The sequence below is a fragment of the Lysobacter sp. Soil_N_23 genome (assembly GCF_057656135.1).
The window spans coordinates 46,958-71,310 of sequence record NZ_JBDGKY010000004.1; the positions used below are offsets into that span (position 1 = coordinate 46,958).

The window sequence follows — 24,353 nt, forward strand, 5'->3', positions numbered from 1 at the left end:
AAGCGTGGTCGAAACCGCAACCGCCGTCGACGCCCCCCCGTCGCGGCGCCATGCCCTCGGCGTCGAATACGACGGCAGCGGGTTCTCGGGCTGGCAACGGCTGAGCAAGCATGGCGAGCCGGAGCGGGAGGGCGAGCAGACCCTGCAGGCCGCGCTCGAGCAGGCGCTGACGTTCGTCGCCGGGCATCCGGTCGAGGTGGTCTGCGCCGGTCGCACCGACGCCGGCGTGCACGCCGCATGCCAGGTCGTCCACTTCGACAGCGCCGCGGTACGTGATCCGCGCGGCTGGATGCTCGGCGTCACCAGCCGCCTGCCGCCGCAGCTGTGCGTGCGCTGGTGCCAGCCGGTGCCGGACGACTTCCATGCACGATTCTCGGCACGCGCGCGCCGGTATCGCTACCGCATCCTCAATCGCCCGGTGCGCCCGGCGCTGGGTCGCCAGTACCTGAGCTGGGAACGGCGTCCGCTCGATGCCGATGCGATGGATCGTGCCGCGCAGGCGCTGCTGGGCGAGAACGACTTTTCCGCGTTCCGCACCGTGCATTGCCAGGCGCCGCACGCGATGCGCGAGATGCAGGCGATCAGTGTTCGCCGCGATGGCGAGGTCGTCGAGGTCGAGGTGCAGGCCAATGCGTTCCTGCATCACATGGTTCGCAACATCGTCGGCAGCCTGTTGATGATCGGCAGCGGCGAGCAGCCCGAGGCGTGGATCGCGCAACTGCTTGCCGGTCGCGATCGCACGGTGGCCGGTCCGACCGCGCCGTCGGCGGGGCTGGTGTTCCTCGGCCCGCGCTATCCGGCGCAATGGGGCCTGCCGGCGGAGGTCACGCTGTCAGATGGCTTGCCGTCCGAGGCGGCGCTGTGAGCCTGCGCCACACCCGCATCAAGTTCTGCGGCATGACCCGCGCCGAAGACATCCGCCTGGCCTGCTACCTGGGCGTGGATGCGATCGGGATGGTGTTCGCACAGCGCAGTCCGCGGCGCCTCGAAATCGCGCAGACCGCGGCGTTGAGGAAGGAAGTGGCCGCCGGCATCGAGGCCGTCGCGTTGTTCATGGACAACGCGGCCGAGGAAGTGCGCGGCGTCATCGCGCAGGTGCGCCCGACGCTGCTGCAGTTCCATGGTGTCGAGGACGAAGCGTTCTGTCGCAGCTTCGGCCTGCCGTACATGAAGGCCATTGCCATGGGCGATCAAGCCGGGCAGGGCATCGACTGGTCCGCCCGCTATCCCGATGCGACGGCGCTGCTGCTCGACAGCCACGCCGTCGGCGGTGCCGGCGGCAGCGGCCGCACGTTCGACTGGTCACGCATTCCGGCGCAATTGGGAAAACCCTTCCTGCTGGCAGGTGGCATCGTCCCCGAAAACGTGTTCGAGGCCGTCAGTGTCGTGCGGCCGTGGGGCGTGGATGTATCGAGCGGTATCGAGAGCGCGCCGGGGATCAAGGATGCCGCGCGCATGCGTCGCTTCGTAGAAGAAGTGCGCCGCGCCGACACGCTGTCGTAGGAGCGAGCTTGCTCGCGATCGTGCGTCGGCAGTGTGTTGGTCGCCCGTTCGCGAGCAAGCTCGCTCCTACACAGGCGGGGTAGTGGCCAGTTCGGCGCGCAGCCACCTGGCCAGCCGCGGCACGCGCGGATCGCTGCTGCGCTTGGGCGCGCACAGCGCCCAGCATCCGTCCGTCGCCACGAAGCCCCATGGCGCAAGCAACCTTCCTGCAGCGAGATCCTCGGCCACCAGCGGCTCCGGGCTGATCGCCGCGCCCAGTCCCGCCTGCGCGGCTTCGAGCAGGTAGTACAAGTGCTCGAACCCGGTGCCCAGCCGAAGCGCTGCCGGGTCCAGTCCCATGCGGACGGCCCAGTCCTGCCACGCTTGCGGTCGCGAGGTGGTGTGCAGCAGCGGCTCGCCCAGCAGCGAAGTCGCAGGCGACGTCAGCAGGCGCTCGTGACCTTCCAGTCGCGGGCTCAGTACCGGCCCGATGCGCTCGGCGGCAAGCTCGTGCACCTGCCAATCCGCCGGCCACGGCGCCTGCGAGATCAGCAGCGCCGCATCGAGCCCGCTCAGTTGCGCATCCGGGGCCGTCTCGCTTGCCGACAGGTGCAGCTTGAGATCCGGCAAGTCGCGCGCGAGGCGCTCAATCCGTGGAATCATCCAGCGCGCCAGCACGCTGCCGGGGCAGCCGAGCACCAGCGGTGCCTGCTGGGGCCGGCGACGCAATTCCGCCCAGGCGCCGCGCAGCGGCTCGAATGCCGCTTCGGCGGCTTCGTGCAGGCGCCGGCCCGCCGGTGTCAGTGCCAGGCCGCGACCCTGGCGCACGAACAGCGCCGTCCCGAGCGTCTCCTCCAGCGCCCGCAGGTGCCGGCTGACCGCGCCATGGGTGACGTGAAGTTCGTCGGCCGCGCGGCTGACGCTGTCCAGCCGGGCGACCGCCTCGAACGCGCGCAGGGCATTGAGCGGGGGCAGGTCGCGGCTCATGAGATGTGAGATTTCCTGACAGGTCAGGCCAATTTTATAGGTTTTTGTGGCCAGCACCGTGCGATAAGGTGGGAACCGTAGTTGCAGGCCCAGCTTGCTGGTGGCGCCCCCTCCCCAGTCGCCAGCAAGCTGGACTCCTGCCTGCCTTGCCGCATTGGTTCAAAGGAAATGACATGAGCGTCGTGGACTTCCACGCTTACCCGGACGCCTCCGGTCACTTCGGTCGCTACGGCGGCCGCTTCGTCGCCGAGACCCTGATCGGCCCGCTCGAGGAACTGGCCGCGGCCTATGACGCCGCGCGGGTCGATCCGGCCTTTGTCGCCGAGTTCGACCGCGACCTGGCCCATTACGTCGGCCGTCCCAGCCCGATCTACCACGCCCAGCGGCTGAGCGAGGAGGTCGGGGGTGCGCGCATCCTGCTCAAGCGCGAGGACCTCAATCACACCGGCGCGCACAAGATCAACAACACCATCGGCCAGGCGCTGCTCGCCAGCCGCATGGGCAAGACCCGGATCATCGCGGAGACCGGCGCCGGCCAGCACGGCGTCGCCAGCGCCACGGTGGCCGCGCGCCTGGGCCTGGACTGCGTGGTCTACATGGGCGCCACCGACATCGAGCGGCAGAAGATCAACGTCTACCGGATGCGCCTGCTCGGCGCGACCGTGGTGCCGGTGACCAGCGGTTCGGCCACGCTCAAGGACGCGCTCAACGAGGCCATGCGCGACTGGGTCAGCAATGTGCGCGACACGTTCTACATCATCGGCACGGTCGCCGGCCCGGACCCGTATCCGCGCATGGTCCGCGACTTCAACGCGATTGTCGGCCGCGAAGCGCGCGCGCAGATGCTGGCCGAATACGGCCGCCTGCCCGATGCCGTCACCGCCTGCGTCGGCGGCGGCAGCAATGCGATCGGCATCTTCCACGCCTTCCTCAACGACCGCGACGTGCGCCTGGTGGGCGCCGAGGCAGCGGGCGAGGGCATCGCCACCGGGCATCACGCCGCGTCGCTGGCCGCCGGCCGTCCGGGCGTGCTGCATGGCAACCGCACCTACGTGCTGTGCGACGACGACGGCCAGATCATCGAGACGCATTCGGTGTCGGCCGGCCTGGACTATCCCGGCGTCGGCCCGGAGCACGCATTCCTCAAGGATGCCGGTCGCGCGCAATACGTCGGCGTGAGCGACGACGAAGCGCTGGCAGCATTCCACCAGCTCGCGCGCTGCGAGGGCATCCTGCCGGCGCTGGAATCCAGCCATGCGATCGCGCAGGCGACGAAGCTGGCGCGGGAGCTGCCAAAGGACGCGATCGTGCTGTGCAACCTGTCCGGCCGCGGCGACAAGGACGTGCACACGATCGCCGCGCGCGAAGGGATGTCGCTGTGATCCGGGCTTGCCCTCACCCCAACCCCTCTCCCGCAGGCGGGAGAGGGGCTTTCAACGGAAGAGTCGCGTCGATCCCTTCTCCCGCGAGCGGGAGAAGGTGGCGCGCAGCGCCGGATGAGGGCAGACGGAGCGGCTGCGTGACAGCTATCGCCCACATTTCCACTTGCCCTCACCCCAACCCCTCTCCCGCAAGCGGGAGAGGGGCTTTCAACGGGCTGCTCGCATGAACCGCATAGACATCCGATTCGCTGCATTGAAGGCACAGCACCGCAAGGCGCTGATCCCCTTCATCACCGCCGGCGATCCCTCCCTCGAAGCCACCGTGCCGGTGATGCACGCGCTGGTCGCGGCCGGCGCCGACGTGATCGAACTGGGCGTGCCGTTCTCCGACCCGATGGCCGACGGCCCGACCATCCAGCGCAGTTCCGAGCGCGCATTGGCGCGCGGGGCGGGGCGGTCGTTCGTGTTCGACTGCGTGCGCCGCTTCCGTGAGCGCGACGCCGACACGCCGGTGGTGCTGATGGGCTACCTCAACCCGGTCGAGATCCCCGGCGCCGAGCGCTTCGCCGCCGAGGCGGTTGCGGCCGGCGTCGACGGCGTGTTGCTGGTCGACCTGCCGCCGGAGGAGTCCGCCGAGTTCCGGGTGGCCTTCTCGGCGCACGGCCTGGCCCTGATCCTGCTGGCCTCACCAACCACCACCGACGCCCGCATGGCGGTGCTGTGCGAGCAGGCGCAGGGCTACCTGTACTACGTCAGCTTCGCCGGCGTCACCGGCGCCGACCGGCTCGACACCGGCGCCGCCAACGCGCGCCTGCATGAAATCCGCAGCCGCAGCCGTGTCCCGGTCGTGGCCGGTTTCGGCATCAAGGATGCCGCCAGCGCGGCAGCCATGGCCGCCGAGGCCGAGGGCGTCGTCGTCGGCAGCGCCCTGGTGGCGACGCTGGCCGAAGCAGTCGATCCGGCCGGACAAGCCAAGGCCTTTCTCGAACCGCTACGGGCTGCCCTCGACGCCCTGCCGGCCTGAGCACGCCACTGCGCTAAACTGGCCCGCTCGGCCGGACCCCACTCCGGCACTCACCAAGCCTGAACGGGGAACACCCAACGCATGTCCTGGCTCAAGAAACTCATGCCTTCGGGCATCCGCACCGAGACGGGCGCTTCCAAGCGCCGCAGCGTGCCGGAAGGTCTGTGGGAAAAGTGCGACCGCTGCGGCGCCGTGCTCTACCGTCCCGAACTCGAGGAAAACCTCGAGGTCTGCCCGAAGTGCGGCTTCCACATGGCGATCCGGGCCCGCGTGCGCCTGACCGCCCTGCTGGATGCCGGCAGCACCACCGAGATCGCCGCCGAGCTCGGCCCGGTCGACGTGCTCAAGTTCAAGGACCAGAAGAAGTACGCCGACCGCATCAAGGCCGCGCAGAAGTCCACCGGCGAGCGCGACGCCCTGGTCGCCATGAGCGGCACCCTGAAGCAGCGGCCGCTGGTCGCCTGCGCTTTCGATTTCGCCTTCATGGGCGGCTCGATGGGCTCGGTGGTTGGCGAGCGCTTTGCCCGCGCCGCCGAAACCGCGGTCGAGCTGGGCTGCCCGATGGTCTGCTTCACCGCCACTGGCGGCGCGCGCATGCAGGAAAGCCTGTTCTCGCTGATGCAGATGGCCAAGACCTCGGCCGCGCTCGGCCGCATGCGCGCCAAGGGCCTGCCCTTCATCTCGGTGATGACCCACCCGACCACTGGCGGCGTGTCGGCCTCGTTCGCGATGCTGGGCGACCTCAACCTCGCCGAACCCGAGGCCCTGATCGGCTTCGCCGGCCCGCGCGTGATCGAGCAGACCGTGCGCGAGACGCTGCCGGAAGGCTTCCAGCGCTCGGAGTTCCTGCTCGAGCACGGCGCCATCGACCAGATCTGCGATCGCCGCGAGATGCGCGACCGCCTCGCCACGCTGTTCGCGTTGATGATGAAGCAGCCGCAGCCGGTGGACGAAGAGGTGGGGGCTTGAGCCGCAAGTACTTCGGCACCGACGGCATCCGCGGACGCGTCGGTGAGGGCCCGATCTCGGCCGACTTCGTGATGCGCCTGGGCAACGCCTACGGCCATGCGCTGCCGCGCCGCGACTGGCGCAACCCGGTGGTCATCATCGGCAAGGACACGCGCATCTCGAACTACATGTTCGAGGCCGCGCTCGAAGCCGGCCTGGTCGCCGCCGGCGTCGACGTGCAGCTGATGGGCCCGATGCCGACCCCGGCCGTCGCCCACCTGACCCACTCGATGCGCGCCGACGGCGGCATCGTGATCTCGGCCTCGCACAACCCGCACCACGACAACGGCATCAAGTTCTTCTCCGCGCAAGGCGAGAAGCTCGACGATGCCACCGAGCTGGCGATCGAGGCCGCACTGGAACAGCCGTTCCGCACCGTGCCGTCGGAGCAGCTCGGCAAGGCCGTGCGCACCCGCGACGCGCTCGGTCGTTATATCGAGGCCTGCAAGGGTTCGGTGCCCAAGGGCTTCGACCTGGGCGGCATGCGCATCGCCATGGACTGCGCCAACGGTGCCACCTACCAGCTCGGACCGCTGGTGCTGCGCGAGCTGGGTGCGCGCGTCGATCCCATCGGCATCGACCCCAACGGCATCAACATCAACGACGGCGTCGGCTCGACCCACCCGGAAACGCTGGCTGCACACGTCAAGGCCACCAACGCCGACCTGGGCATCGCCTTCGACGGCGACGGCGACCGCGTGCTGTTCGTCGACGGCGACGGCGTCGTCCGCGACGGCGACGACCTGATCTACGTGCTGGCCTGCGACTGGCAGCAGACCGGGCGGCTGCAGGGCCCCGTGGTCGGCACGCTGATGACCAACTACGCGCTCGAGCGCGCGCTGGCCGAGCGCGGCATCGGCTTCGTCCGCGCCAAGGTCGGTGACCGCTACGTCCACCAGCAGCTGCACGCCAACAACGCCGTGCTCGGCGGCGAGGCTTCGGGCCACTTGCTGTGCCTGGATCGCGCCAGCACCGGCGACGGCATCGTCAGCGCGCTGCAGGTGCTGGAAGTGCTCAGGCGCCGCGGCATGAGCCTGGCCCAGGCACTCGACGGCTTCAGCAAGCTGCCGCAGAAGACGGTGAACGTGCGTTTCCAGGGCGGTTCAAAGCCGGTGGAAGCGCCGTCGGTGCAGGCGGCGCTGGCACAGGCGCAGGCGGCCGTGGCCGGTCGTGGCCGTGCCTTCCTGCGTCCGTCCGGCACCGAACCGGTCGTTCGCGTGACCGTGGAAGCGGACGACGCGACCCTGATGCAGGACACGCTCGACCGCCTCGCCGAGGCAGTGCGCGCCGCGGCCTGAACGCCGCCGCGTCGCCCCTGGTAGGAGCGAGCTTGCTCGCGATTGCGCGAGAAAGTCGCTCCTGCAGCCGCCATCCGGCGGGCCTATCATTTCCCCTTGAACATCGACCCGCACAGGCACGCCCCGTGAACCGCATTCCGACCCTCGACATCCGCCGTTTCAGCCAGCCTTCCAGTGCCGGCGACCGTGACGCCTTCGTGGCCGAACTGGGCGCGGCCTATCGCGAATGGGGCTTCGCCGGAATCCGCGGCCACGGCATTCCGACCGGGCAGATCGACGCGTCCTACGACGTGTTCCAGCGTTTCTTCGACCTGCCCGAGGCGGTGAAGATGCAGTACCACATCGCCGGCAGCGGTGGCGCCCGCGGCTACACGCCGTTCGGCGTGGAGACGGCGAAGGACTCCAGGCATTTCGACCTGAAGGAGTTCTGGCACGTCGGCCGCGAGATCCCGCGCGATTCGAAGTACGCCGACGTGATGCCGCCGAACCTGTGGCCGCAGGAAATCCCGGAGTTCCGTGAGCAGGCCTATGGCCTGTACGAGTCGCTCGACCAGCTCGGTTCGCGCGTGCTCAGCGCGCTGGCCCTGCACATCGGCCTGGACGAGTCGTACTTCGCCGACAAGACCAATTCCGGCAACTCGATCCTGCGTCCGATCCATTACCCGCCGATCACGTCCGACGACGTTCCCAACGAACGCGCCGGCGCGCACGAGGACATCAACCTGATCACGCTGCTGGTCGGTGCCAGCGCCGAGGGTCTGGAAGTTCGCTCGCGCAAGGGCGAGTGGGTACCCTTCACCGCCGAGGCCGACACGATCGTGGTCAACATCGGCGACATGCTGCAGCGCCTGACCAACCACGTGTACCCGTCGACCACGCACCGCGTGGTCAACCCGCCGGGCGAGAAGGCGCGCCAACCGCGCTACTCCACGCCGTTCTTCCTGCACCCGAACCCGGATTTCCTGATCGACGTGCTGCCGTCGTGCGTGAGCGCGGACAACCCGAATCGCTACCCGGAAGCGATCACGGCTCACGGCTACCTCGAAGAACGCCTGCGCGAAATCAAGCTGAAGTGACGTTCTGGCCCGCGCGCAAGTGCGCGGCTTTGCCAGAACGTCATCCCGGCGAAAGCCGGGATCCATGCCCGCACCCCATCAGCAACATCTCGTCATCCCGGCGAAAGCCGGGATCCAGGCCCGCACCCCATCAGCAACGACTCGTCATCCCGGCGAACGCCGGGACCCATCTTGATCTTGCTCCGCGCGCTTGACCGGCAACAGCAAAGTCAAAATGGATCCCGGCATTCGCCGGGATGACGTGAGGGCCTGGATCCCGGCGTTCGCCGGGATGACGGTCATGGTGCGGCGATCACATCGGAATTCCGGCCGCCTCGAGGGCCTCCCGCCACGCCGCCAGCTTCACCGCCGGCGCGATCGACGCATTCGCCGGACTCGTCGATGGCAACCGCACACACTGCAACCCCAGCGCATCCGGTTGCACCCCGGCCAGCCGACGAAATCCACTCTCGGCCTTCGCGCCGTTGAACAGCACCGTCCTGATCCCGCGATGCCCGTCGAAGAAGGCGATGAAATCATTGGCCTGCGCCGTATCGTCGCGGATCGCCGAATCCAGGCTGCCATCGCGCTCGCAGCGATCGAACACGTCCCAAAGCGCAATACCGGATTGCTGCAAACGCAACAATCGTTGCGCATAGGGCAGGGCAGGGACGGCGCCGACCAGCTCGCCCATGATCGACCAGAAGCGATTGTGCGGATGCGCGTAGTACTGGTGGGCCTGCAACGAGGCGGCCCCGGGCATGCTGCCGAGGATCAGCACGCGCGCATCCTTTGCACTGACCGGCGGAAAGCCTTTCAACAGTCGCGAACGGGCGGAGGAGGGTGCTGCCATGGATCGATTCTCGCCGACGTGAGGTAAACTTTGCGCCCTTCGTTCAGAGCGCCGATGGCGCCTGGACCCAGCCAGGAATCAAGGAGTGGCCATGCGCCGCAGAATCGTCGCCGGAAACTGGAAGCTGCATGGCGATCGCCATTTCGCACTGGAGCTGCTCGACGCGCTGGTCGCCACGCCGGCCCCCGCCGGGGTCGAGCAGCTGATCCTGCCGCCGCTGCCTTACCTGGCCGGCCTGATCGCCCGTTACGGCGAGCAGGGCCTGACCTTCGGTGCGCAGGATGTCAGCGTCAACCAGAAGGGTGCCTACACCGGCGAAGTGTCGGCCGAGATGCTCAAGGACGTCGGTGCCCGCTACGGTCTCGTTGGCCACTCCGAGCGTCGCCAGTACCACGGCGAAAACAGCGAGCTGGTCGCGCGCAAGTTCCTGGCCTGCAAGGCCGCCGGCCTGACCCCGATCCTGTGCGTGGGCGAGAGCCTGCGCGAGCGCGAGGACGGCCAGACCGAATGGCGCATCCAGGAGCAGCTCGAGCCGGTGTTCAAGCTCGGTGGCGCGCAGGCGCTGGACGGCGCGATCCTCGCCTACGAGCCGGTCTGGGCGATCGGTACCGGCAAGACCGCGACGCCGGAACAGGCACAGGCCGTCCACGCATTCATCCGTAGCGAAATCTCCGCACACGATGCTAGAATCGCTGGCTCGCTACCGATCCTGTACGGCGGTAGCGTCAAGGCCGACAATGCCGCCGCGCTGTTTTCGCAGCCGGACGTCGATGGCGGCCTGGTCGGCGGGGCCTCCCTGGTCGCGGCCGATTTCCACGCCATCGCGGTAGCGGCGGCACCCTGACGAGTCGCGGACCCGGTCCCATGGGCCAGTCCAGGTTCGTTCCACGAGCTTCAGTGAACTAGCAGAATCCAACGATGCTGTTGTTACTCAACGTCATCTACGTGCTGATCGCGATCGCGATGGTTGCGCTGATCCTGATGCAGCGCGGCGCAGGTGCGCAGGCCGGCTCCGGTTTCGGTGGCGGCGCCTCGGCGACCGTGTTCGGCTCGCGTGGCTCGGCCAACTTCCTGACCAAGGCCACCAAGTGGCTGGCGATCTCGTTCTTCGCGATCAGCCTGTTCATGGCCTGGCAGGCGATGCACCGTGCCACCGGCGACACCAGCGCGGCCCCGGCCGGCGGTGTGATGGCCGAGCAGGTTCCGGCGGCTCCGGCCACAGGCAGCAACAACACGGCAGTGCCGACGGCCCCCGTGGCCCAGCCGGCGCCCGCCAGCAGCGTTCCGCAGGCTCCGGCCGCGACCGACGCTGCTCCGGCACCGGCTCCGCAGGCCCCGGCCGCGACCCAATCGCCCGAGCCGGCAAAGCCGCAGCCCCCGGCTGGCGGCTGAGCGAAGGGGTACCATTGGTTTTCATCGGCCCGGCACGGATCGCCGGGTACGGTCAGCGATGACCGGCAACGACCAGGCCTGCATCGGCCCGGTCGCGTCAGGACGGCACAAGGTTTGATTGCCCAGGTGGCGGAATTGGTAGACGCACTACCTTGAGGTGGTAGCGACGTAAGTCGTGGGGGTTCGAGTCCCCCCTTGGGCACCACACCTAATACAGACACGCAAAAACGTACTGCAGCAAACAGCACCACCGACGCGGGTGCGGCGCGCACGGCGTGCCGAATCTCGCGCGGGGATGACCAGGCGGCAACACGCCGAGCCAAGGTCGCAATGGCGACCAAGCTAAACGAAGCGAGAGAACAACTAGTGCTGGCCGAATACCTGCCGACCCTGCTGTTCCTGATCGTCGCCGGAGGTATCGGCGTCGCCCTGCTGGTGGTGGGCCAACTGCTCGGCCCCCAGCGCCCGACCCCCGAAAAACTCTCGCCGTACGAGTGCGGATTCGAGGCGTTCGAAAGTGCGCGCATGCAGTTCGACGTGCGCTACTACCTGATCGCGATCCAGTTCATCATTTTTGACCTGGAAATCATCTTCATCGTGCCCTGGGCCACCGTGTTCCGCGAACTCGGTGTGATCGGCCTGATCGAGATGGGCATCTTCGCCGGCATGCTCTTGCTCGGCTTCGTCTACGTCTGGAAGAAGGGAGCACTCGAATGGGAGTGATCCAGAATGTTTCCGAGCTGATGCACAACCCGCTGCCCGAAGGGCGGCTGGACGACATCCTGCGCCCGGAAGGTGACAACCCGCTGCTGCAGAACGGCTTCGTCACCACCTCGTTCGATGCGCTGTGGAACTGGGCGCGCACCGGCTCGATGTGGCCGATGACCTTCGGCCTGGCCTGCTGCGCGGTCGAGATGATGCACGCCGGCGCTGCGCGCCTGGACCTGGACCGTTACGGCGTGGTGTTCCGCCCGTCGCCGCGCCAGTCCGACGTGATGATCGTCGCCGGTACCCTGGTCAACAAGATGGCCCCGGCGCTGCGCAAGGTCTATGACCAGATGCCCGGCCCGAAGTGGGTGATCTCGATGGGCAGCTGCGCCAACGGCGGTGGTTACTACCACTACTCGTACTCGGTCGTTCGCGGCTGCGACCGCATCGTGCCGGTCGACGTCTACGTGCCGGGCTGCCCGCCGACGGCCGAAGCGCTGATCTACGGCATCCTGCAGCTGCAGAAGAAGATCCGCCGTGGCACCAACTTCGGCGAAAACATCCAGGGCGTGCGTTGACATGACAGAGACTGTGCAAGCCTTTGTCGATCGCCTCGCTGCCCGTTTCGAAGGCGCGCTGGTCGTCGTCGCCGAACCGCGTGGCGAAGTGACCATCGACGTCGCCGCCGCGCAATGGCTGTCCACCGCATTCGCGCTGCGCGACGAGTTCGGTTTCGAGCAGCTCGTCGACGTCAGCGGCGTCGACTACCTCAGCTATGGCAGCGACGAGTGGGACACCGACGTGTCCTCCGAGGGCTTCTCGCGTGGCGTGGAAGGCAAGAGTGCCGGCCGCTTCGCCTGGGGCGAGCAGGTCAACGGTGCCGCCGCTTCGCCGGAGCGCCGCTTCGCCGCGGTCGCGCACCTGCTGTCGTACCAGCACAATCGTCGCGTGCGCCTGCGCACCTTCGCCGAGAACGATGATTTGCCGGTGGTCGACTCGCTGACCTCGGTATGGCCGGGCAGCAACTGGTTCGAGCGCGAGGCGTTCGACCTGTTCGGCATCATTTTCGAAGGCCATCCGGACCTGCGCCGCATCCTCACCGACTACGGTTTCGTCGGTCATCCGTTCCGCAAGGACTTCCCGCTGATCGGCAACGTCGAAGTGCGCTACGACGCCGACAAGAAGCGCGTGGTCTACGAGCCCGTGTCGATCGAGCCGCGTGTCGGCGTGCCGCGCGTGATCCGCGATGACGCGCGCTACCAGACCGCTGCCGGCGAAGCCGCGCAGGGCGCGGAGGTGAAGAAGTGAGCGCCATTGTGTCCAGCACGAATACCTCGGGCCTCAACAACGCCGAGATCCGCAACTACACGCTGAACTTCGGCCCGCAGCATCCGGCCGCGCACGGCGTGCTGCGCCTGATCCTGGAAATGGACGGCGAAGTGATCCAGCGCGCCGACCCGCACGTCGGCCTGCTGCATCGCGGCACCGAGAAGCTGGCCGAGTCCAAGCCGTTCAACCAGTCGATCGGCTACATGGACCGCCTCGACTACGTGTCGATGATGTGCAACGAGCACGCCTACGTGCGCGCGATCGAGACCCTGATGGGAATCGAGGCGCCCGAGCGTGCCCAGTACATCCGCACGATGTTCGACGAGATCACCCGCATCCTGAACCACCTGATGTGGATCGGATCCAACGCGCTCGACCTGGGCGCGATGGCGGTGTTCCTGTACGCGTTCCGCGAGCGCGAAGAGCTGATGGACTGCTACGAAGCAGTCTCCGGCGCGCGCATGCATGCGACCTACTACCGTCCGGGCGGCGTCTACCGCGACCTGCCGGACCGCATGCCCAAGTACAAGGAATCGCCGTGGCGCAAGGGCGCCAAGCTCAAGCGCTTCAACGAATGGCGTGAAGGTTCGCTGCTGGATTATCTGGAAGCGTTCACCAAGGATTTCCCGGCACGCGTCGACGAGTACGAGACGCTGCTGACCGAGAACCGCATCTGGAAGCAGCGCACCGTCGGCATCGGCGTGGTCTCGCCCGAACAGGCCCTGGCCTGGGGCATGACCGGTGCGATGATCCGCGGCTCGGGCGTCGCCTGGGACCTGCGCAAGAAGCAGCCGTACGCCAAGTACGACGCGGTGGATTTCGACATCCCGGTCGGCACCAACGGCGACTGCTACGACCGCTACCTGGTGCGCGTGGCCGAGATGCGCCAGTCCAACCGCATCATCCAGCAGTGCGTGAAGTGGCTCAAGGCCAACCCCGGCCCGGTGATCGTCGACAACTTCAAGGTCGCGCCTCCCTCCCGCGAGGAGATGAAGGACGACATGGAAGCGCTGATCCACCACTTCAAGCTGTTCTCCGAAGGCTATTGCGTGCCGGCTGGCGAGACCTACTGCGCGGTCGAAGCACCCAAGGGCGAGTTCGGCTGCTACCTGGTGTCGGACGGTGCCAACAAGCCGTTCCGCGTGAAGCTGCGTGCGCCGGGTTTCGCGCACCTGTCTTCGATGGACGAAATCGTGAAGGGCCACATGCTGGCCGACGTCGTGGCGATGATCGGTACCTACGATCTCGTGTTCGGCGAGGTGGATCGTTAATGAAGGCGGGAATGGACAAGCGGGAACCGGGAACCGGGAATGATGCGCGGCGATCGGCTGGTGCGCGATCGGCCGAAGTCTGCTTCCTGTTCCCTGTTCCCTGTTCCCCGTTCCCGCTTCTGGAACAAGACCGATGAAAGCAACCGGAAACTTCGAGGCCTGCCAGCACGTCGACCCGATGGTCGCGTTGTCGGACAAGACCCGTGCCCATATCGACCACTGGCTGGCCAAGTTCCCGCCGGACCGCAAGCGTTCGGCCGTGCTGCAGGGCCTGCACGCGGCGCAGGAACAGAACAACGGCTGGCTCAGCGATGAGCTGATCGCCGCCGTGGCCAAGTACCTCGACCTGCCGCCGGTGTGGGCCTACGAGGTCGCCAGCTTCTATTCGATGTTCGAGACGCAGAAGGTCGGCCACAACAACGTCGCCTTCTGCACCAACATCAGCTGCTGGCTCAACGGCGCCGAGGATCTCGTGCGCCATGCCGAGAAGAAGCTGGGCTGCAAGCTGGGCGAGTCGACCGCCGACGGCCGCATCTTCCTCAAGCGCGAGGAAGAGTGCCTGGCCGCGTGCTGCGGCGCGCCGGTGGTGGTCATCAACGGGCATTACCACGAGAAGCTGGACACCGCTCAGGTGGACGAGCTGCTCGACGGTCTGAAGTGAGGCTAGGACGACCCATGGCGCACTCGCACCACGACTACTCGCAGGGCTACGGTCCGGTCGGCCCGGTTCCGCAGGAGCACAACGTCGTCTACACGACGCTGCACTACGACACCCCGTGGTCGTATGAGAACTACCTCAAGACCGGTGGCTACGCCGCCCTGCGCAAGATCCTGACCGAGAAGATGGATCCGGCCGCGGTGATCGACATGGTCAAGGCCTCGGGCCTTCGCGGCCGTGGCGGCGCCGGCTTCCCGACCGGCCTGAAGTGGAGCTTCATGCCCAAGGGCAGCGGCACCCAGAAGTACATCCTTTGCAACTCGGACGAGTCCGAGCCGGGCACCGCGAAGGACCGCGACATCCTGCGCTACAACCCGCATTCGGTGGTCGAGGGCATGGCGATCGCCTGCTACGCGACCGGTTCGACGGTGGCCTACAACTACCTGCGTGGCGAGTTCCATCACGAGCCGTTCGAGCATTTCGAGCAGGCGCTGAAGGAAGCCTACGAGAACGGCTGGCTGGGCAAGAACGTGCTCGGCAGCGGCGTCGACATCGACATCCATGGCGCGCTCGGCGCCGGCGCGTACATCTGCGGCGAAGAAACCGCACTGATGGAGTCGCTGGAAGGCAAGAAGGGCCAGCCGCGCTACAAGCCGCCGTTCCCGGCCAACTTCGGCCTGTTCGGCAAGCCGACGACGATCAACAACACCGAGACCTACGCGTCGGTGCCGGCGATCATCCGCAACGGCGCCGACTGGTTCCTCAACCTGGGCAAGCCGAACAACGGCGGGCCGAAGGTGTTCTCGGTGTCGGGCCACGTCGCCCGCCCGGGCAATTACGAAATCCGGCTGGGCACGTCGTTCGCCGACCTGCTGCAGATGGCCGGTGGCATGCGCTGCGGCCGCCAATTGAAAGCAGTGATTCCGGGTGGTTCCTCGATGCCGGTGCTGCCGGGCGAGACCATGATGGGCCTGACGATGGACTACGACTCGATCCAGAAGGCCGGTTCCGGCCTGGGGTCGGGCGCGGTGATCGTGATGGACGAGACCACCTGCATGGTTCGCGCCTGCCAGCGCATCGCCCGTTTCTACTTCAAGGAAAGCTGCGGCCAGTGCACGCCGTGCCGCGAAGGCACCGGCTGGATGTACCGCATGCTGACCCGCATCGTCGACAAGCAGGCGACGCTGGAAGACCTGCAGATGCTGCGCGCCGCTGCCGGCCAGATCGAAGGCCACACCATCTGCGCCTTCGGCGAAGCCGCGGCGTGGCCGGTGCAGGGCTTCCTGCGCCACTACTGGAACGAGTTCGAGTACGCGATCGTGAACAAGCGTTTCCTGGTCGACGACCAGCTCGCAGGCACCGTGGTCGAGAAGGTGGCCGCATGAGCGCGCAACCCGTGAACCCGAACGTACCGCCGGACCACGTCTCGATCGAGATCGACGGCATCGCGATGGTCGCGCCGAAGGGCTCGATGATCATCCATGCCGCCGACAAGGCCGGCATTCCGATCCCGCGCTTCTGCTACCACGACAAGCTGGCCGTCGCGGCGAACTGCCGCATGTGCCTGGTCGAAGTCGAGAAGATGCCCAAGCCGGCGCCGGCCTGCGCCACGCCGGTGATGGAAGGCATGAAGGTCGTCACGCGCAGCGAGAAGGCCCTCAAGTCGCAGCGCAACGTGATGGAGTTCCTGCTGATCAACCATCCGCTCGACTGCCCGATCTGCGATCAGGGCGGCGAGTGCGAGTTGCAGGACCTGTCGCTGGGCTACGGCCGTTCGGTCAGCCGCTTCTCCGAGCGCAAGCGCGTGGTGCCCGACGAGGACATCGGTCCGCTGGTCGCCACCGAGATGACCCGCTGCATCCAGTGCACGCGCTGCGTGCGCTTCACCGCGGAAATCGCCGGCACTTACGAGCTGGGCGGCATGTATCGCGGCGAGAACCTGCAGATCGGCACCTTCGACGGCAAGCCGCTGACCACCGAGCTGTCGGGCAACGTCATCGACGTCTGCCCGGTCGGCGCGCTGACCAACAAGGTGTTCCAGTTCAAGGCACGTCCGTGGGAACTGACCGCGCGCGAGTCGCTGGGCTACCACGACGCGCTGGGCAGCAACCTCTTCCTGCACGTGCGCCGCGGCGAAGTGCTGCGCACCGTGCCGCGCGACAACGAAGCGGTCAACGAATGCTGGCTGTCGGACCGCGACCGTTACTCGCACCAGGGCCTGTATGCGCAGGATCGCGCGACCGCGCCGATGGTCAAGGAAAATGGTGAGTGGCGTGACGCCTCGTGGGAAGAAGCGCTGGCTCGCGCCGCAAAAATCCTGCGTGACAATGGTGCCGACAGCCTCGGCATCCTCGCCCATCCGTCGACCTCGAACGAAGAGGGCGTGCTGCTGGCCCGCCTGGCCGAAGCCCTGGGCACCGGCAACATCGACCACCGCATCGGCCAGCACGACCTGAGCGATGCCGCCGTCGCCACGCCGTTCGCCACGCCGGTCAACGACATCGACCACGCCGACCTGATCGTCATCGTCGGCTCCAACCTGCGCCACGAGCTGCCGCTGGTGCACCAGCGCGTGCGCAAGGCCTGGAACCGCGGCGCCAAGGTGCACGTGGTCAACCCGGTCGATTTCGACTTCACCTTCGATATCGCCGGCAAGCACATCGTGGCGCCGTCGCAGATCGCCGCGACGCTGTCGGACACCGCGTTGACCGACGTCGCCAAGAACGCCACGCGTGCCGTCGTGATCGTCGGCGCGCTGGCCGAGAACGGTGCCCACGCTGCCGCGATCCGCAAGGCAGCCGTCGCCTTCGCCGCCAGCACCGGTGCCGCGCTCAACCGCATCCCGCAGGGCGCCAATGCCGTCGGCCTGTCCGACTACGGCGTGCTGCCGATCGCGCGCGATGCGCAGGCGATGCTGGCCGCCCCGCGCACCGCCTACATCCTGTACGGCATCGAGCCGGGCCTGGATTTCGCCGACACCGCGACTGCGTTGAAGGCGCTCAACCCGGCGCAGGTCGTGGCGTTCAGCACCTTTGCGTGCCGTTCGACCCGTGCCGTCGCCGACGTGATCCTGCCGATCGGCCTGTTGCCGGAAATCGACGCCACTCTGACCAACCTCGACGGTCGCCAGCAGGTCGCCGTGTCCGGCGCCAAGCTGCCGGGCCAGGCCCGTCCGGGCTGGCGCGTGCTGCGCGCACTCGGCGGCGAACTCGAGGCCAGGGGCTTCGGTTTCACCGATCTGGTCGGACTGCGCGCGAGCATGAAGATGCGCGACACCCAGGTCGTCGCCGGCAAGGCGCCGTCCACCGCGGGCGAAGGCCTCGAAGTCGCCGCCAGCATCGGCATCTACCGCAGCGATGCGGTGGTGCGTCGCGCCCCGGCACTGCAGTCGCATCCGCTCAACGTCGAGCCCAAGGCCGTGCTCAATCCGCATGACGCCTCCGCCCTCGGCCTGGCCGAGGGCGTCGTCGCCAAGTTCAACACCGCCGCAGGTACCGCGACGCTGCCGGTCGCCGTCAGCGACAAGGTCGCGCGCGGCACGGTGTGGGTCGAAAGCGGACACGGCGCGACCGCGCCGATGTCCGGTCGCGTGCAGGCGGGGAGGGCATAAGCATGCTTTCGACACATGTGATCGATCCGTTCCGCGACTGGATGCTGTCGTTCGGCAACATCGGCGCGCTGCTCTGGATCGTGCTGAAGATCCTGCTGATCGCCATGCCGGTGATCATCACGGTGGCGTTCTACGTGGTCTGGGAGCGCAAGCTGATCGGCTGGATGCACGTCCGCCACGGACCGATGTACGTGGGCCGCGGCATCCTCCAGGCCTTCGCCGACGTCTTCAAGCTGCTGTTCAAGGAAGTGATCCAGCCGACCAAGGCCGAGCCCTTCCTGTTCAAGTTCGCGCCGCTGATCGCGCTGGCCCCGGCCTTCGCGGCGTGGGCGGTGGTGCCGTTCGACTACCAGGTGGTGCTGTCGAACGCCAACGCCGGCCTGCTGTACCTGCTGGCGATGACCTCGCTGGGCGTGTACGGCATCATCCTCGCCGGCTGGGCCTCGAACTCGAAGTACGCCTTCCTCGGTGCCATGCGCGCCGCGGCGCAGGTGGTCTCGTACGAAATCGCCATGGGCTTTGCCATGGTCGGCGTGATGGTCGGCGCCGGCAGCCTCAACCTCACCGACATCGTGATGGCGCAGGCCGGCAACGCCGGCGCGCTGGAATGGTTCTGGCTGCCGATGCTGCCGCTGTTCGTCATCTACTTCATCTCGGGCGTGGCTGAAACCAACCGCGCGCCGTTCGACGTGGTCGAAGGCGAGTCGGAAATCGTCGCTGGCCACATGGTCGAATACTCGGGCTCGGCGTTCGCGCTGTTCTTCCTGGCCGAGTACGCGAACATGATCCTGATCAGCTTCCTGGTCTCGATCTTCTTCGTCGGCGGCTGGCTGAGCCCGTTCCAGGGCCTGGGCATCCCGCTGCTGTCGGCCAACGGCTGGTGGTGGCTGCTGGCCAAGGTGTTCTTCTTCGCCAGCTGCTTCATCTGGTTCCGCGCCTCGTTCCCGCGCTACCGCTACGACCAGATCATGCGCCTGGGCTGGAAGGTGTTCATTCCGCTCACCATCGCCTGGATCTGCGTGGTCGCGTTGATGGCCTACTTCAAAATCTTCGAGCCAGGCGTGTAAGGGACGGGCATGAATCGCATCACTTCCTACTTCAAGAGCCTGCTGCTAATCGAGCTCGCGCAGGGACTTGCCCTCACCGGCAAGTACCTGTTCAAGCCGAAGTACACGCTGATGTACCCGATGGAGAAGACGCCGCAGTCGCCGCGCTTCCGCGGCGTGCATGCGCTGCGCCGTTACCCCAACGGTGAAGAGCGCTGCATCGCCTGCAAGCTGTGCGAGGCGGTGTGCCCGGCGCTGGCGATCACCATCGATTCGGAGAAGCGCGAGGACGGCACCCGCCGCACCACGCGTTACGACATCGACCTGTTCAAGTGCATCTTCTGCGGGTTCTGCGAGGAGTCCTGCCCGGTCGACTCGATCGTGGAGACGCACATCCACGAGTACCACTTCGACAAGCGCGGACAGAACATCGTCACCAAGCCGCAGCTGTTGGCCATCGGCGACCGTCTCGAAGCCGAGATCGCCGAGCGCCGCGCTGCCGACGCACCTTTCCGCTGAGGCCTGAAGCATGGATCTCGCCCAGATCTCGTTTTTCGTATTCGCCGCCGTAGCCACCGCTGCCGCGGTCGGCGTCATCAGCGTGCGCAACCCGGTGCACGCGGTGCTGCTGCTGGTGCTGACCTTCTTCTCGGTCGCCTGCACCTGGATCATCGCCGGAGCCGAGTTCCTCGGCGTGGCCCTGATCCTGGTCTACGTCGGCGCGGTGATGGTGCTGCTGCTGTTCGTGGTGATGATGCTCGACATCGACGTCGCCCCGCTGCGCGAGGGCTACGTGCGCTACCTGCCTGTCGGCCTGGTGGTCGCGGTGGTGATGCTGGTCGAGATGCTGACCCTGATCGGGGTCAAGGCCAAGGTCGCCACGGCATTCACCGCCGACGCCACGACCGGCGGCAACACCGCCTGGCTGGCGCGCGCCTTGTTCACGCAGTTCCTGCTGCCGTTCGAGCTGGCCGCGGTGATCCTGACCGTGGCGGTGATCGCGGCGGTCATGCTGACCCTGCGCCGTCGCCCGGGTGCCAAGCACCAGAGCCCGTCGGCCCAGGCCCGCGTCCGCGCCGGCGACCGCCTGCGCATGGTCAAGATGGATGCGGTGCGGCCGGTCGTGCCCACCGCCGTCGATGCGCCTGCAGAGGAGAGCAAGCCGTGAGCGAATTCTTCGGCGCCGGCCTCGCGCTCGGCCACTATCTCGCCCTCGGCGCGGTGCTGTTCTGCATCAGCGTTGCCGGCATTTTCCTCAACCGCAAGAACGTGATCATGTTGCTGATGTCGCTGGAGCTGCTGCTGCTGGCGGTGAACATCAACTTCGTCGCCTTCTCGCGCGAGCTGTCCGATCCGGCCGGCCAGGTGTTCGTGTTCTTCATCCTGACCGTGGCCGCGGCCGAGGCCGCCATCGGCCTGGCCATCCTGGTCACGCTGTTCCGCAACCGGCGCACGATCAACGTCGCCGAAATCGATTCGATGAAGGGCTGACGCGGTGGACAACGCAATCGTGGGTCACGCACTCGCAGAGCAGCACGCACTCTCCAGGACGGTCCTGCTGGCGATCGTCCTCGCGCCGCTGCTCGGCGCGATCATCGCCGGTCTGTTCCGCCGCCAGGTCGGCCGTGCCGGCGCCCACTGGGTGACGATCATCGGCGTGGCCGTGAGCTGCCTGCTGTCGATCCAGGTGCTGTGGCAGCTGGTCGGGCAGGGCGCCGCACCGTTCAACGAGAACGTCTACACCTGGTTCCAGGTCGGCGGTTTCGAGGCGCACGTCGGCTTCATGGTCGACAAGCTGACCGCGATGATGATGGTGGTGGTCACCTTCGTCTCGCTGCTGGTGCACATCTACACCATCGGCTACATGGCCGAGGACGACGGCTACCAGCGCTTCTTCAGCTACATCTCGCTGTTCACCTTCTCGATGTTGATGCTCGTGATGAGCAACAACTTCCTGCAGCTGTTCTTCGGCTGGGAAGCGGTGGGCCTGGTCTCGTACCTGCTGATCGGCTTCTGGTTCAAGCGTCCGACCGCGGTGTTCGCCAACCTCAAGGCGTTCCTGGTCAACCGTGTCGGCGACTTCGGCTTCCTGCTCGGCATCGCCGGCGTGCTGATGATGTTCGGCACCCTCGACTACTCGGAAGTGTTCGCCAATGCCCCGCGTTTCGTCGGCGCGCAGATGCAGCACTTCTGGCCGACCCTGACCGCCAGCGGCTGGACCGCAGGCATGGCCGGCTGGTCGATGTTCACGCTGATCTGCGTGTGCCTGTTCATCGGCGCCATGGGCAAGTCGGCGCAGGTGCCGCTGCACGTGTGGCTGCCCGACTCGATGGAAGGCCCGACCCCGATCTCCGCGCTGATCCATGCCGCGACGATGGTCACCGCCGGCATCTTCATGGTTGCGCGCATGTCGCCGCTGTTCGAGCACTCGCAAACGGCGCTGAACTTCGTGCTGTTCATCGGTGCCACGACGGCCTTCTGGACCGGCCTGATCGGCATCGTGCAGAACGACATCAAGCGCGTGGTCGCGTACTCGACGCTGTCGCAGCTGGGCTACATGACCGTCGCCCTGGGCGTGTCGGCCTACAGCGCCGGCGTCTACCACCTGATGACCCACGCCTTCTTCAAGGCGCTGCTGTTCCTCGGCGCCGGCTCGGTGATCATCGGCATGCACCACGAGCAGGACATGCGTCGCATGGGTGGCCTGAAGAAGTACATGCCGATCACCTACTGGACGATGCTGATCGGCACGCTGGCCCTGGTCGGTACGCCGTTCTTCAGCGGCTTCTACTCGAAGGACACGATCATCGAGGCCGCCGCGCACAACGCCCACGAAGCGCACAACTGGATCGCCACCTACGCCTACTGGGCGGTGTTGCTGGGTGCGTTCGTGACCGCGTTCTACAGCTTCCGCCTGCTGTACCTGACCTTCCACGGCAAGGAACGTTTCCACGATCCGATTCCCGACCATTACGTCGCGCCGGAAGCGGATTCGAGCGAGCACGAGACCGCCCTGGCCGAAGAGCATGGTCACGGCGGACACGCCAAGCACGACGCCCACGATGACCACGGCCATGGTCACGACGACCATGCCCATACCCCGCACGAATCGCCGTGGGTAGTAACGGTGCCGCTGATCCTGCTGGCGATCCCGTCGATCCTGATCGGGTTCTTCAGCGTCGGGCCGATGCTGTTCGGCACCGATGTCATGGGTCACGCCAAGCAGTTGCCGTTCTTCCTCGGCTCGATCGACGTGCCCGAAGCGCATGACGTGATCGGCAAGCTGGCCGAGGAATTCCACGGTCCGGTCAAGTTCGCGCTGCACGGCTTCACCGCGCCGGCGTTCTGGCTGGCCTTCGCCGGCTTCGCCCTGGCCACGATCATGTACTGGTGGAAGCCGGAACTGCCGGCCAAGGCCCGCAAGCTGTTTGCCTGGCCGGTGCGCGTGCTCGAGAACAAGTACGGCATGGACAACCTGTGGATCGACGGCTTCGCCGGTGGCGGCCTCGGCCTGGGCAAGGCTTTGCGCGCGATCGACACCTACGTCATTGACGGTGCCGCCGTGAACGGCAGCGCCCGCGTCGTCGACCTGGTTGCACGCCTGACCCGCCGGATGCAGTCCGGTTACCTCTACCACTACGCCTTCGCGATGATCATCGGCCTGATTGCACTCCTGGCCATTCTCATCCGTTACTGGCGCTAACCCGACAAGGACCCGACGTGAGCTCCGAGCCCTTGCAGAGCACCTCTTTCCTGCTCAGCCTGCTGATCTGGCTGCCGATCCTTGGCGGCTTCGCCACCCTCGCGTTCGGCAACGAGCGCGGCAGTGCCGCACGCTGGTTCGCCACCGCCGTGGCGCTGGTCACGATGGCGGTGAACATCCCGCTGTTCACCGCGTTCGACATGACCACGCCGGCCATGCAGTTCGTCGAGAACGCGGCCTGGATCCCGGCCTACGACATCCGCTACCACCTCGGCGTGGACGGCATCTCGGTCGCGCTGATCGGCCTGACCACGCTGACCACGCTGCTGGCGATGGTCGGTGCCTGGACCTCGGTCGACAAGCGCGTCAGCCAGTACTACGCCGCCTTCCTGATCCTGGAAGGCCTGATGATCGGCGTGTTCTCGGCGCTGGACTCGATGCTGTTCTATGTCTTCTTCGAAGGCATGCTGATCCCGATGTTCATCATCATCGGTGTCTGGGGCGGCCCGCGTCGCGTCTACGCCTCGATCAAGTTCTTCCTGTACACCTTCCTCGGCTCGCTGTTCATGCTGCTGGGCCTGATCTACCTGTACCTCAAGGGCGGTAGCTGGCAGCTGGCGGACATGTACTCGCTGTCGTTGACCGCAACCGAGCAGATGTGGCTGTTCTTCGGCTTCCTGATCGCCTTCGCGGTCAAGGTGCCGATGTTCCCGGTGCACACCTGGTTGCCGGATGCGCACGTCGAGGCGCCGACCGCCGGTTCGGTGATCCTGGCGGCGATCATGCTGAAGATCGGTGGCTACGGCTTCATCCGTTTCGTCCTGCCGATCGTTCCCGACGCCGGTGCCGAGTGGGCCTGGCTGGTGATCGCGCTGAGCCTGATCGCGGTTGTCTACGTCGGCCTGGTCGCCCTGGCGCAGGACGACATGAAGAAGCTGATCGCCTATTCGTCCGTCTCGCACATGGGCTTCGTCACCCTGGGCATCTTCATCGCCTTTGCCCTGGTCCGCGAAGCCGGCAATACCGAAGGCGCACGCCTGGGCCTGCAGGGCGCCATGGTGCAGATGATCAGCCACGGCTTCGTCTCGGGCGCGATGTTCAGCTGCGTCGGCGTGCTCTACGACCGCATGCACACCCGCATGATCAAGGACTACGGCGGCGTCGCCAACGTGATGCCGTGGTTCGCGGCGTTCATCGTGCTGTTCGCCATGGCCAACTCGGGCCTGCCGGGTACGTCGGGTTTCGTCGGCGAGTTCATGGTGATCCTGGCGTCGTTCCAGCAGCACCCGCTGATCGGTTTCGTCGCGGCCACCACGCTGATCATCGGCGCGGCTTACACGCTGTGGCTGATCAAACGCACCATCTGGGGCGAGGTCGGTAACGCCCACGTCGCCGAGCTGGAGGACATCAACGCGCGTGAAGCCTTCGTGCTGGGCGTGTTCGCTGCCGGCGTGCTGATCCTGGGCCTGTGGCCGAAGCCGCTGACGGACCTGATGGAACCCGCGATTGCGAATCTGGCGACGCAGATCGCCTCGTCGAAGCTTTGA

24 protein-coding genes and 1 tRNA gene are annotated in these 24,353 nt (G+C 66.8%); 23 read left to right on the forward strand and 2 right to left on the reverse strand.

From position 1 onward, the window contains the following. The first annotated feature begins 4 nt into the window (after nt 1–4). Nucleotides 5–865, forward strand: a complete 861-nt coding sequence (gene truA / locus AC3A3X_RS04545) for a tRNA pseudouridine(38-40) synthase TruA (protein ID WP_487581861.1) — start codon at nt 5–7, stop codon at nt 863–865. Beyond that, nucleotides 862–1,503 carry a phosphoribosylanthranilate isomerase gene (locus tag AC3A3X_RS04550; protein ID WP_487581862.1) on the forward strand — a complete coding sequence of 214 codons (642 nt, stop codon included), beginning with the start codon at nt 862–864 and terminating at the stop codon, nt 1,501–1,503. The genes truA and AC3A3X_RS04550 overlap by 4 nt, the downstream gene beginning before the upstream one ends. Before the next feature lie 66 nt (nt 1,504–1,569). Here the strand turns inward: AC3A3X_RS04550 and AC3A3X_RS04555 are convergent, their stop codons facing one another. After that, nucleotides 1,570–2,469, reverse strand: coding sequence for a LysR family transcriptional regulator (locus tag AC3A3X_RS04555; protein WP_487581863.1), 900 nt, complete (start codon nt 2,467–2,469; stop codon nt 1,570–1,572). Nucleotides 2,470–2,642: 173 nt separating this feature from the next. Between AC3A3X_RS04555 and trpB the strand changes: the two genes are divergently transcribed. From trpB to AC3A3X_RS04580, 5 genes are all read left to right on the forward strand, one after another. After that, nucleotides 2,643–3,851 carry a tryptophan synthase subunit beta gene (trpB, locus tag AC3A3X_RS04560; protein ID WP_487581864.1) on the forward strand — a complete coding sequence of 403 codons (1,209 nt, stop codon included), beginning with the start codon at nt 2,643–2,645 and terminating at the stop codon, nt 3,849–3,851. A gap of 223 nt (nt 3,852–4,074) precedes the next feature. Beyond that, nucleotides 4,075–4,875: a tryptophan synthase subunit alpha gene (trpA, locus tag AC3A3X_RS04565; protein WP_487581865.1), complete on the forward strand. Its 801-nt coding sequence runs from the start codon at nt 4,075–4,077 to the stop codon at nt 4,873–4,875. Between the two features lie 81 nt (nt 4,876–4,956). After that, nucleotides 4,957–5,844: an acetyl-CoA carboxylase, carboxyltransferase subunit beta gene (accD, locus tag AC3A3X_RS04570; protein WP_487581866.1), complete on the forward strand. Its 888-nt coding sequence runs from the start codon at nt 4,957–4,959 to the stop codon at nt 5,842–5,844. Beyond that, a complete protein-coding gene (gene glmM / locus AC3A3X_RS04575; RefSeq protein ID WP_487581867.1) occupies nt 5,841–7,181 on the forward strand; it encodes a phosphoglucosamine mutase in 1,341 nt (446 codons plus the stop codon). Before accD ends, glmM begins: the two co-directional genes overlap by 4 nt. Before the next feature lie 125 nt (nt 7,182–7,306). Further along, nucleotides 7,307–8,257, forward strand: a complete 951-nt coding sequence (locus AC3A3X_RS04580) for an isopenicillin N synthase family dioxygenase (protein ID WP_487581868.1) — start codon at nt 7,307–7,309, stop codon at nt 8,255–8,257. 292 nt (nt 8,258–8,549) lie between these two features. Here the strand turns inward: AC3A3X_RS04580 and AC3A3X_RS04585 are convergent, their stop codons facing one another. Next, nucleotides 8,550–9,089, reverse strand: a complete 540-nt coding sequence (locus AC3A3X_RS04585) for a DNA-deoxyinosine glycosylase (RefSeq protein ID WP_487581869.1) — start codon at nt 9,087–9,089, stop codon at nt 8,550–8,552. Nucleotides 9,090–9,180: 91 nt separating this feature from the next. On the opposite strand from AC3A3X_RS04585, the gene tpiA reads away from it, so the two are divergent. From tpiA to AC3A3X_RS04665, 16 genes are all read left to right on the forward strand, one after another. Then, a complete protein-coding gene (gene tpiA / locus AC3A3X_RS04590) occupies nt 9,181–9,933 on the forward strand; it encodes a triose-phosphate isomerase (protein ID WP_487581870.1) in 753 nt (250 codons plus the stop codon). Between the two features lie 74 nt (nt 9,934–10,007). Beyond that, a complete protein-coding gene (gene secG, locus AC3A3X_RS04595; protein WP_487581871.1) occupies nt 10,008–10,481 on the forward strand; it encodes a preprotein translocase subunit SecG in 474 nt (157 codons plus the stop codon). A gap of 120 nt (nt 10,482–10,601) precedes the next feature. Further along, nucleotides 10,602–10,686: transfer RNA gene (locus tag AC3A3X_RS04600), tRNA-Leu, on the forward strand. A gap of 161 nt (nt 10,687–10,847) precedes the next feature. Further along, on the forward strand, nt 10,848–11,204 hold the full coding sequence (locus AC3A3X_RS04605; RefSeq protein ID WP_241920521.1) for an NADH-quinone oxidoreductase subunit A: 357 nt from the start codon (nt 10,848–10,850) through the stop codon (nt 11,202–11,204). Further along, on the forward strand, nt 11,195–11,767 hold the full coding sequence (locus AC3A3X_RS04610) for a NuoB/complex I 20 kDa subunit family protein (RefSeq protein WP_158730667.1): 573 nt from the start codon (nt 11,195–11,197) through the stop codon (nt 11,765–11,767). The genes AC3A3X_RS04605 and AC3A3X_RS04610 overlap by 10 nt, the downstream gene beginning before the upstream one ends. Nucleotide 11,768: 1 nt before the next feature. Continuing rightward, a complete protein-coding gene (locus AC3A3X_RS04615; RefSeq protein WP_487581872.1) occupies nt 11,769–12,497 on the forward strand; it encodes an NADH-quinone oxidoreductase subunit C in 729 nt (242 codons plus the stop codon). Then, nucleotides 12,494–13,789, forward strand: a complete 1,296-nt coding sequence (locus AC3A3X_RS04620; RefSeq protein WP_487581873.1) for an NADH-quinone oxidoreductase subunit D — start codon at nt 12,494–12,496, stop codon at nt 13,787–13,789. Before AC3A3X_RS04615 ends, AC3A3X_RS04620 begins: the two co-directional genes overlap by 4 nt. A gap of 133 nt (nt 13,790–13,922) precedes the next feature. Then, nucleotides 13,923–14,450: an NADH-quinone oxidoreductase subunit NuoE gene (gene nuoE / locus AC3A3X_RS04625; protein WP_487581874.1), complete on the forward strand. Its 528-nt coding sequence runs from the start codon at nt 13,923–13,925 to the stop codon at nt 14,448–14,450. A 14-nt stretch (nt 14,451–14,464) separates the two neighbouring features. Continuing rightward, nucleotides 14,465–15,832, forward strand: coding sequence for an NADH-quinone oxidoreductase subunit NuoF (gene nuoF / locus AC3A3X_RS04630; protein ID WP_487581875.1), 1,368 nt, complete (start codon nt 14,465–14,467; stop codon nt 15,830–15,832). Further along, on the forward strand, nt 15,829–18,057 hold the full coding sequence (nuoG, locus tag AC3A3X_RS04635) for an NADH-quinone oxidoreductase subunit NuoG (RefSeq protein WP_487581876.1): 2,229 nt from the start codon (nt 15,829–15,831) through the stop codon (nt 18,055–18,057). Before nuoF ends, nuoG begins: the two co-directional genes overlap by 4 nt. After that, nucleotides 18,054–19,124 (forward strand): NADH-quinone oxidoreductase subunit NuoH, encoded by a 1,071-nt coding sequence (nuoH, locus tag AC3A3X_RS04640; protein WP_487581998.1) that lies wholly within the window; start codon nt 18,054–18,056, stop codon nt 19,122–19,124. The genes nuoG and nuoH overlap by 4 nt, the downstream gene beginning before the upstream one ends. A 9-nt stretch (nt 19,125–19,133) precedes the next feature. Then, entirely contained in the window at nt 19,134–19,622 is a 489-nt protein-coding gene (nuoI, locus tag AC3A3X_RS04645) for an NADH-quinone oxidoreductase subunit NuoI (protein WP_487581877.1), read from the forward strand. Between the two features lie 10 nt (nt 19,623–19,632). Further along, nucleotides 19,633–20,271, forward strand: a complete 639-nt coding sequence (locus AC3A3X_RS04650) for an NADH-quinone oxidoreductase subunit J (protein WP_487581878.1) — start codon at nt 19,633–19,635, stop codon at nt 20,269–20,271. Continuing rightward, nucleotides 20,268–20,594: an NADH-quinone oxidoreductase subunit NuoK gene (gene nuoK, locus AC3A3X_RS04655; protein ID WP_200604915.1), complete on the forward strand. Its 327-nt coding sequence runs from the start codon at nt 20,268–20,270 to the stop codon at nt 20,592–20,594. The genes AC3A3X_RS04650 and nuoK overlap by 4 nt, the downstream gene beginning before the upstream one ends. A 19-nt stretch (nt 20,595–20,613) precedes the next feature. Then, nucleotides 20,614–22,806, forward strand: a complete 2,193-nt coding sequence (gene nuoL, locus AC3A3X_RS04660; protein ID WP_487581879.1) for an NADH-quinone oxidoreductase subunit L — start codon at nt 20,614–20,616, stop codon at nt 22,804–22,806. Between the two features lie 50 nt (nt 22,807–22,856). Next, the gene (locus AC3A3X_RS04665) at nt 22,857–24,353 is read left to right on the forward strand and encodes an NADH-quinone oxidoreductase subunit M (RefSeq protein WP_487581999.1); all 1,497 of its coding nucleotides are present in this window, start codon (nt 22,857–22,859) and stop codon (nt 24,351–24,353) included.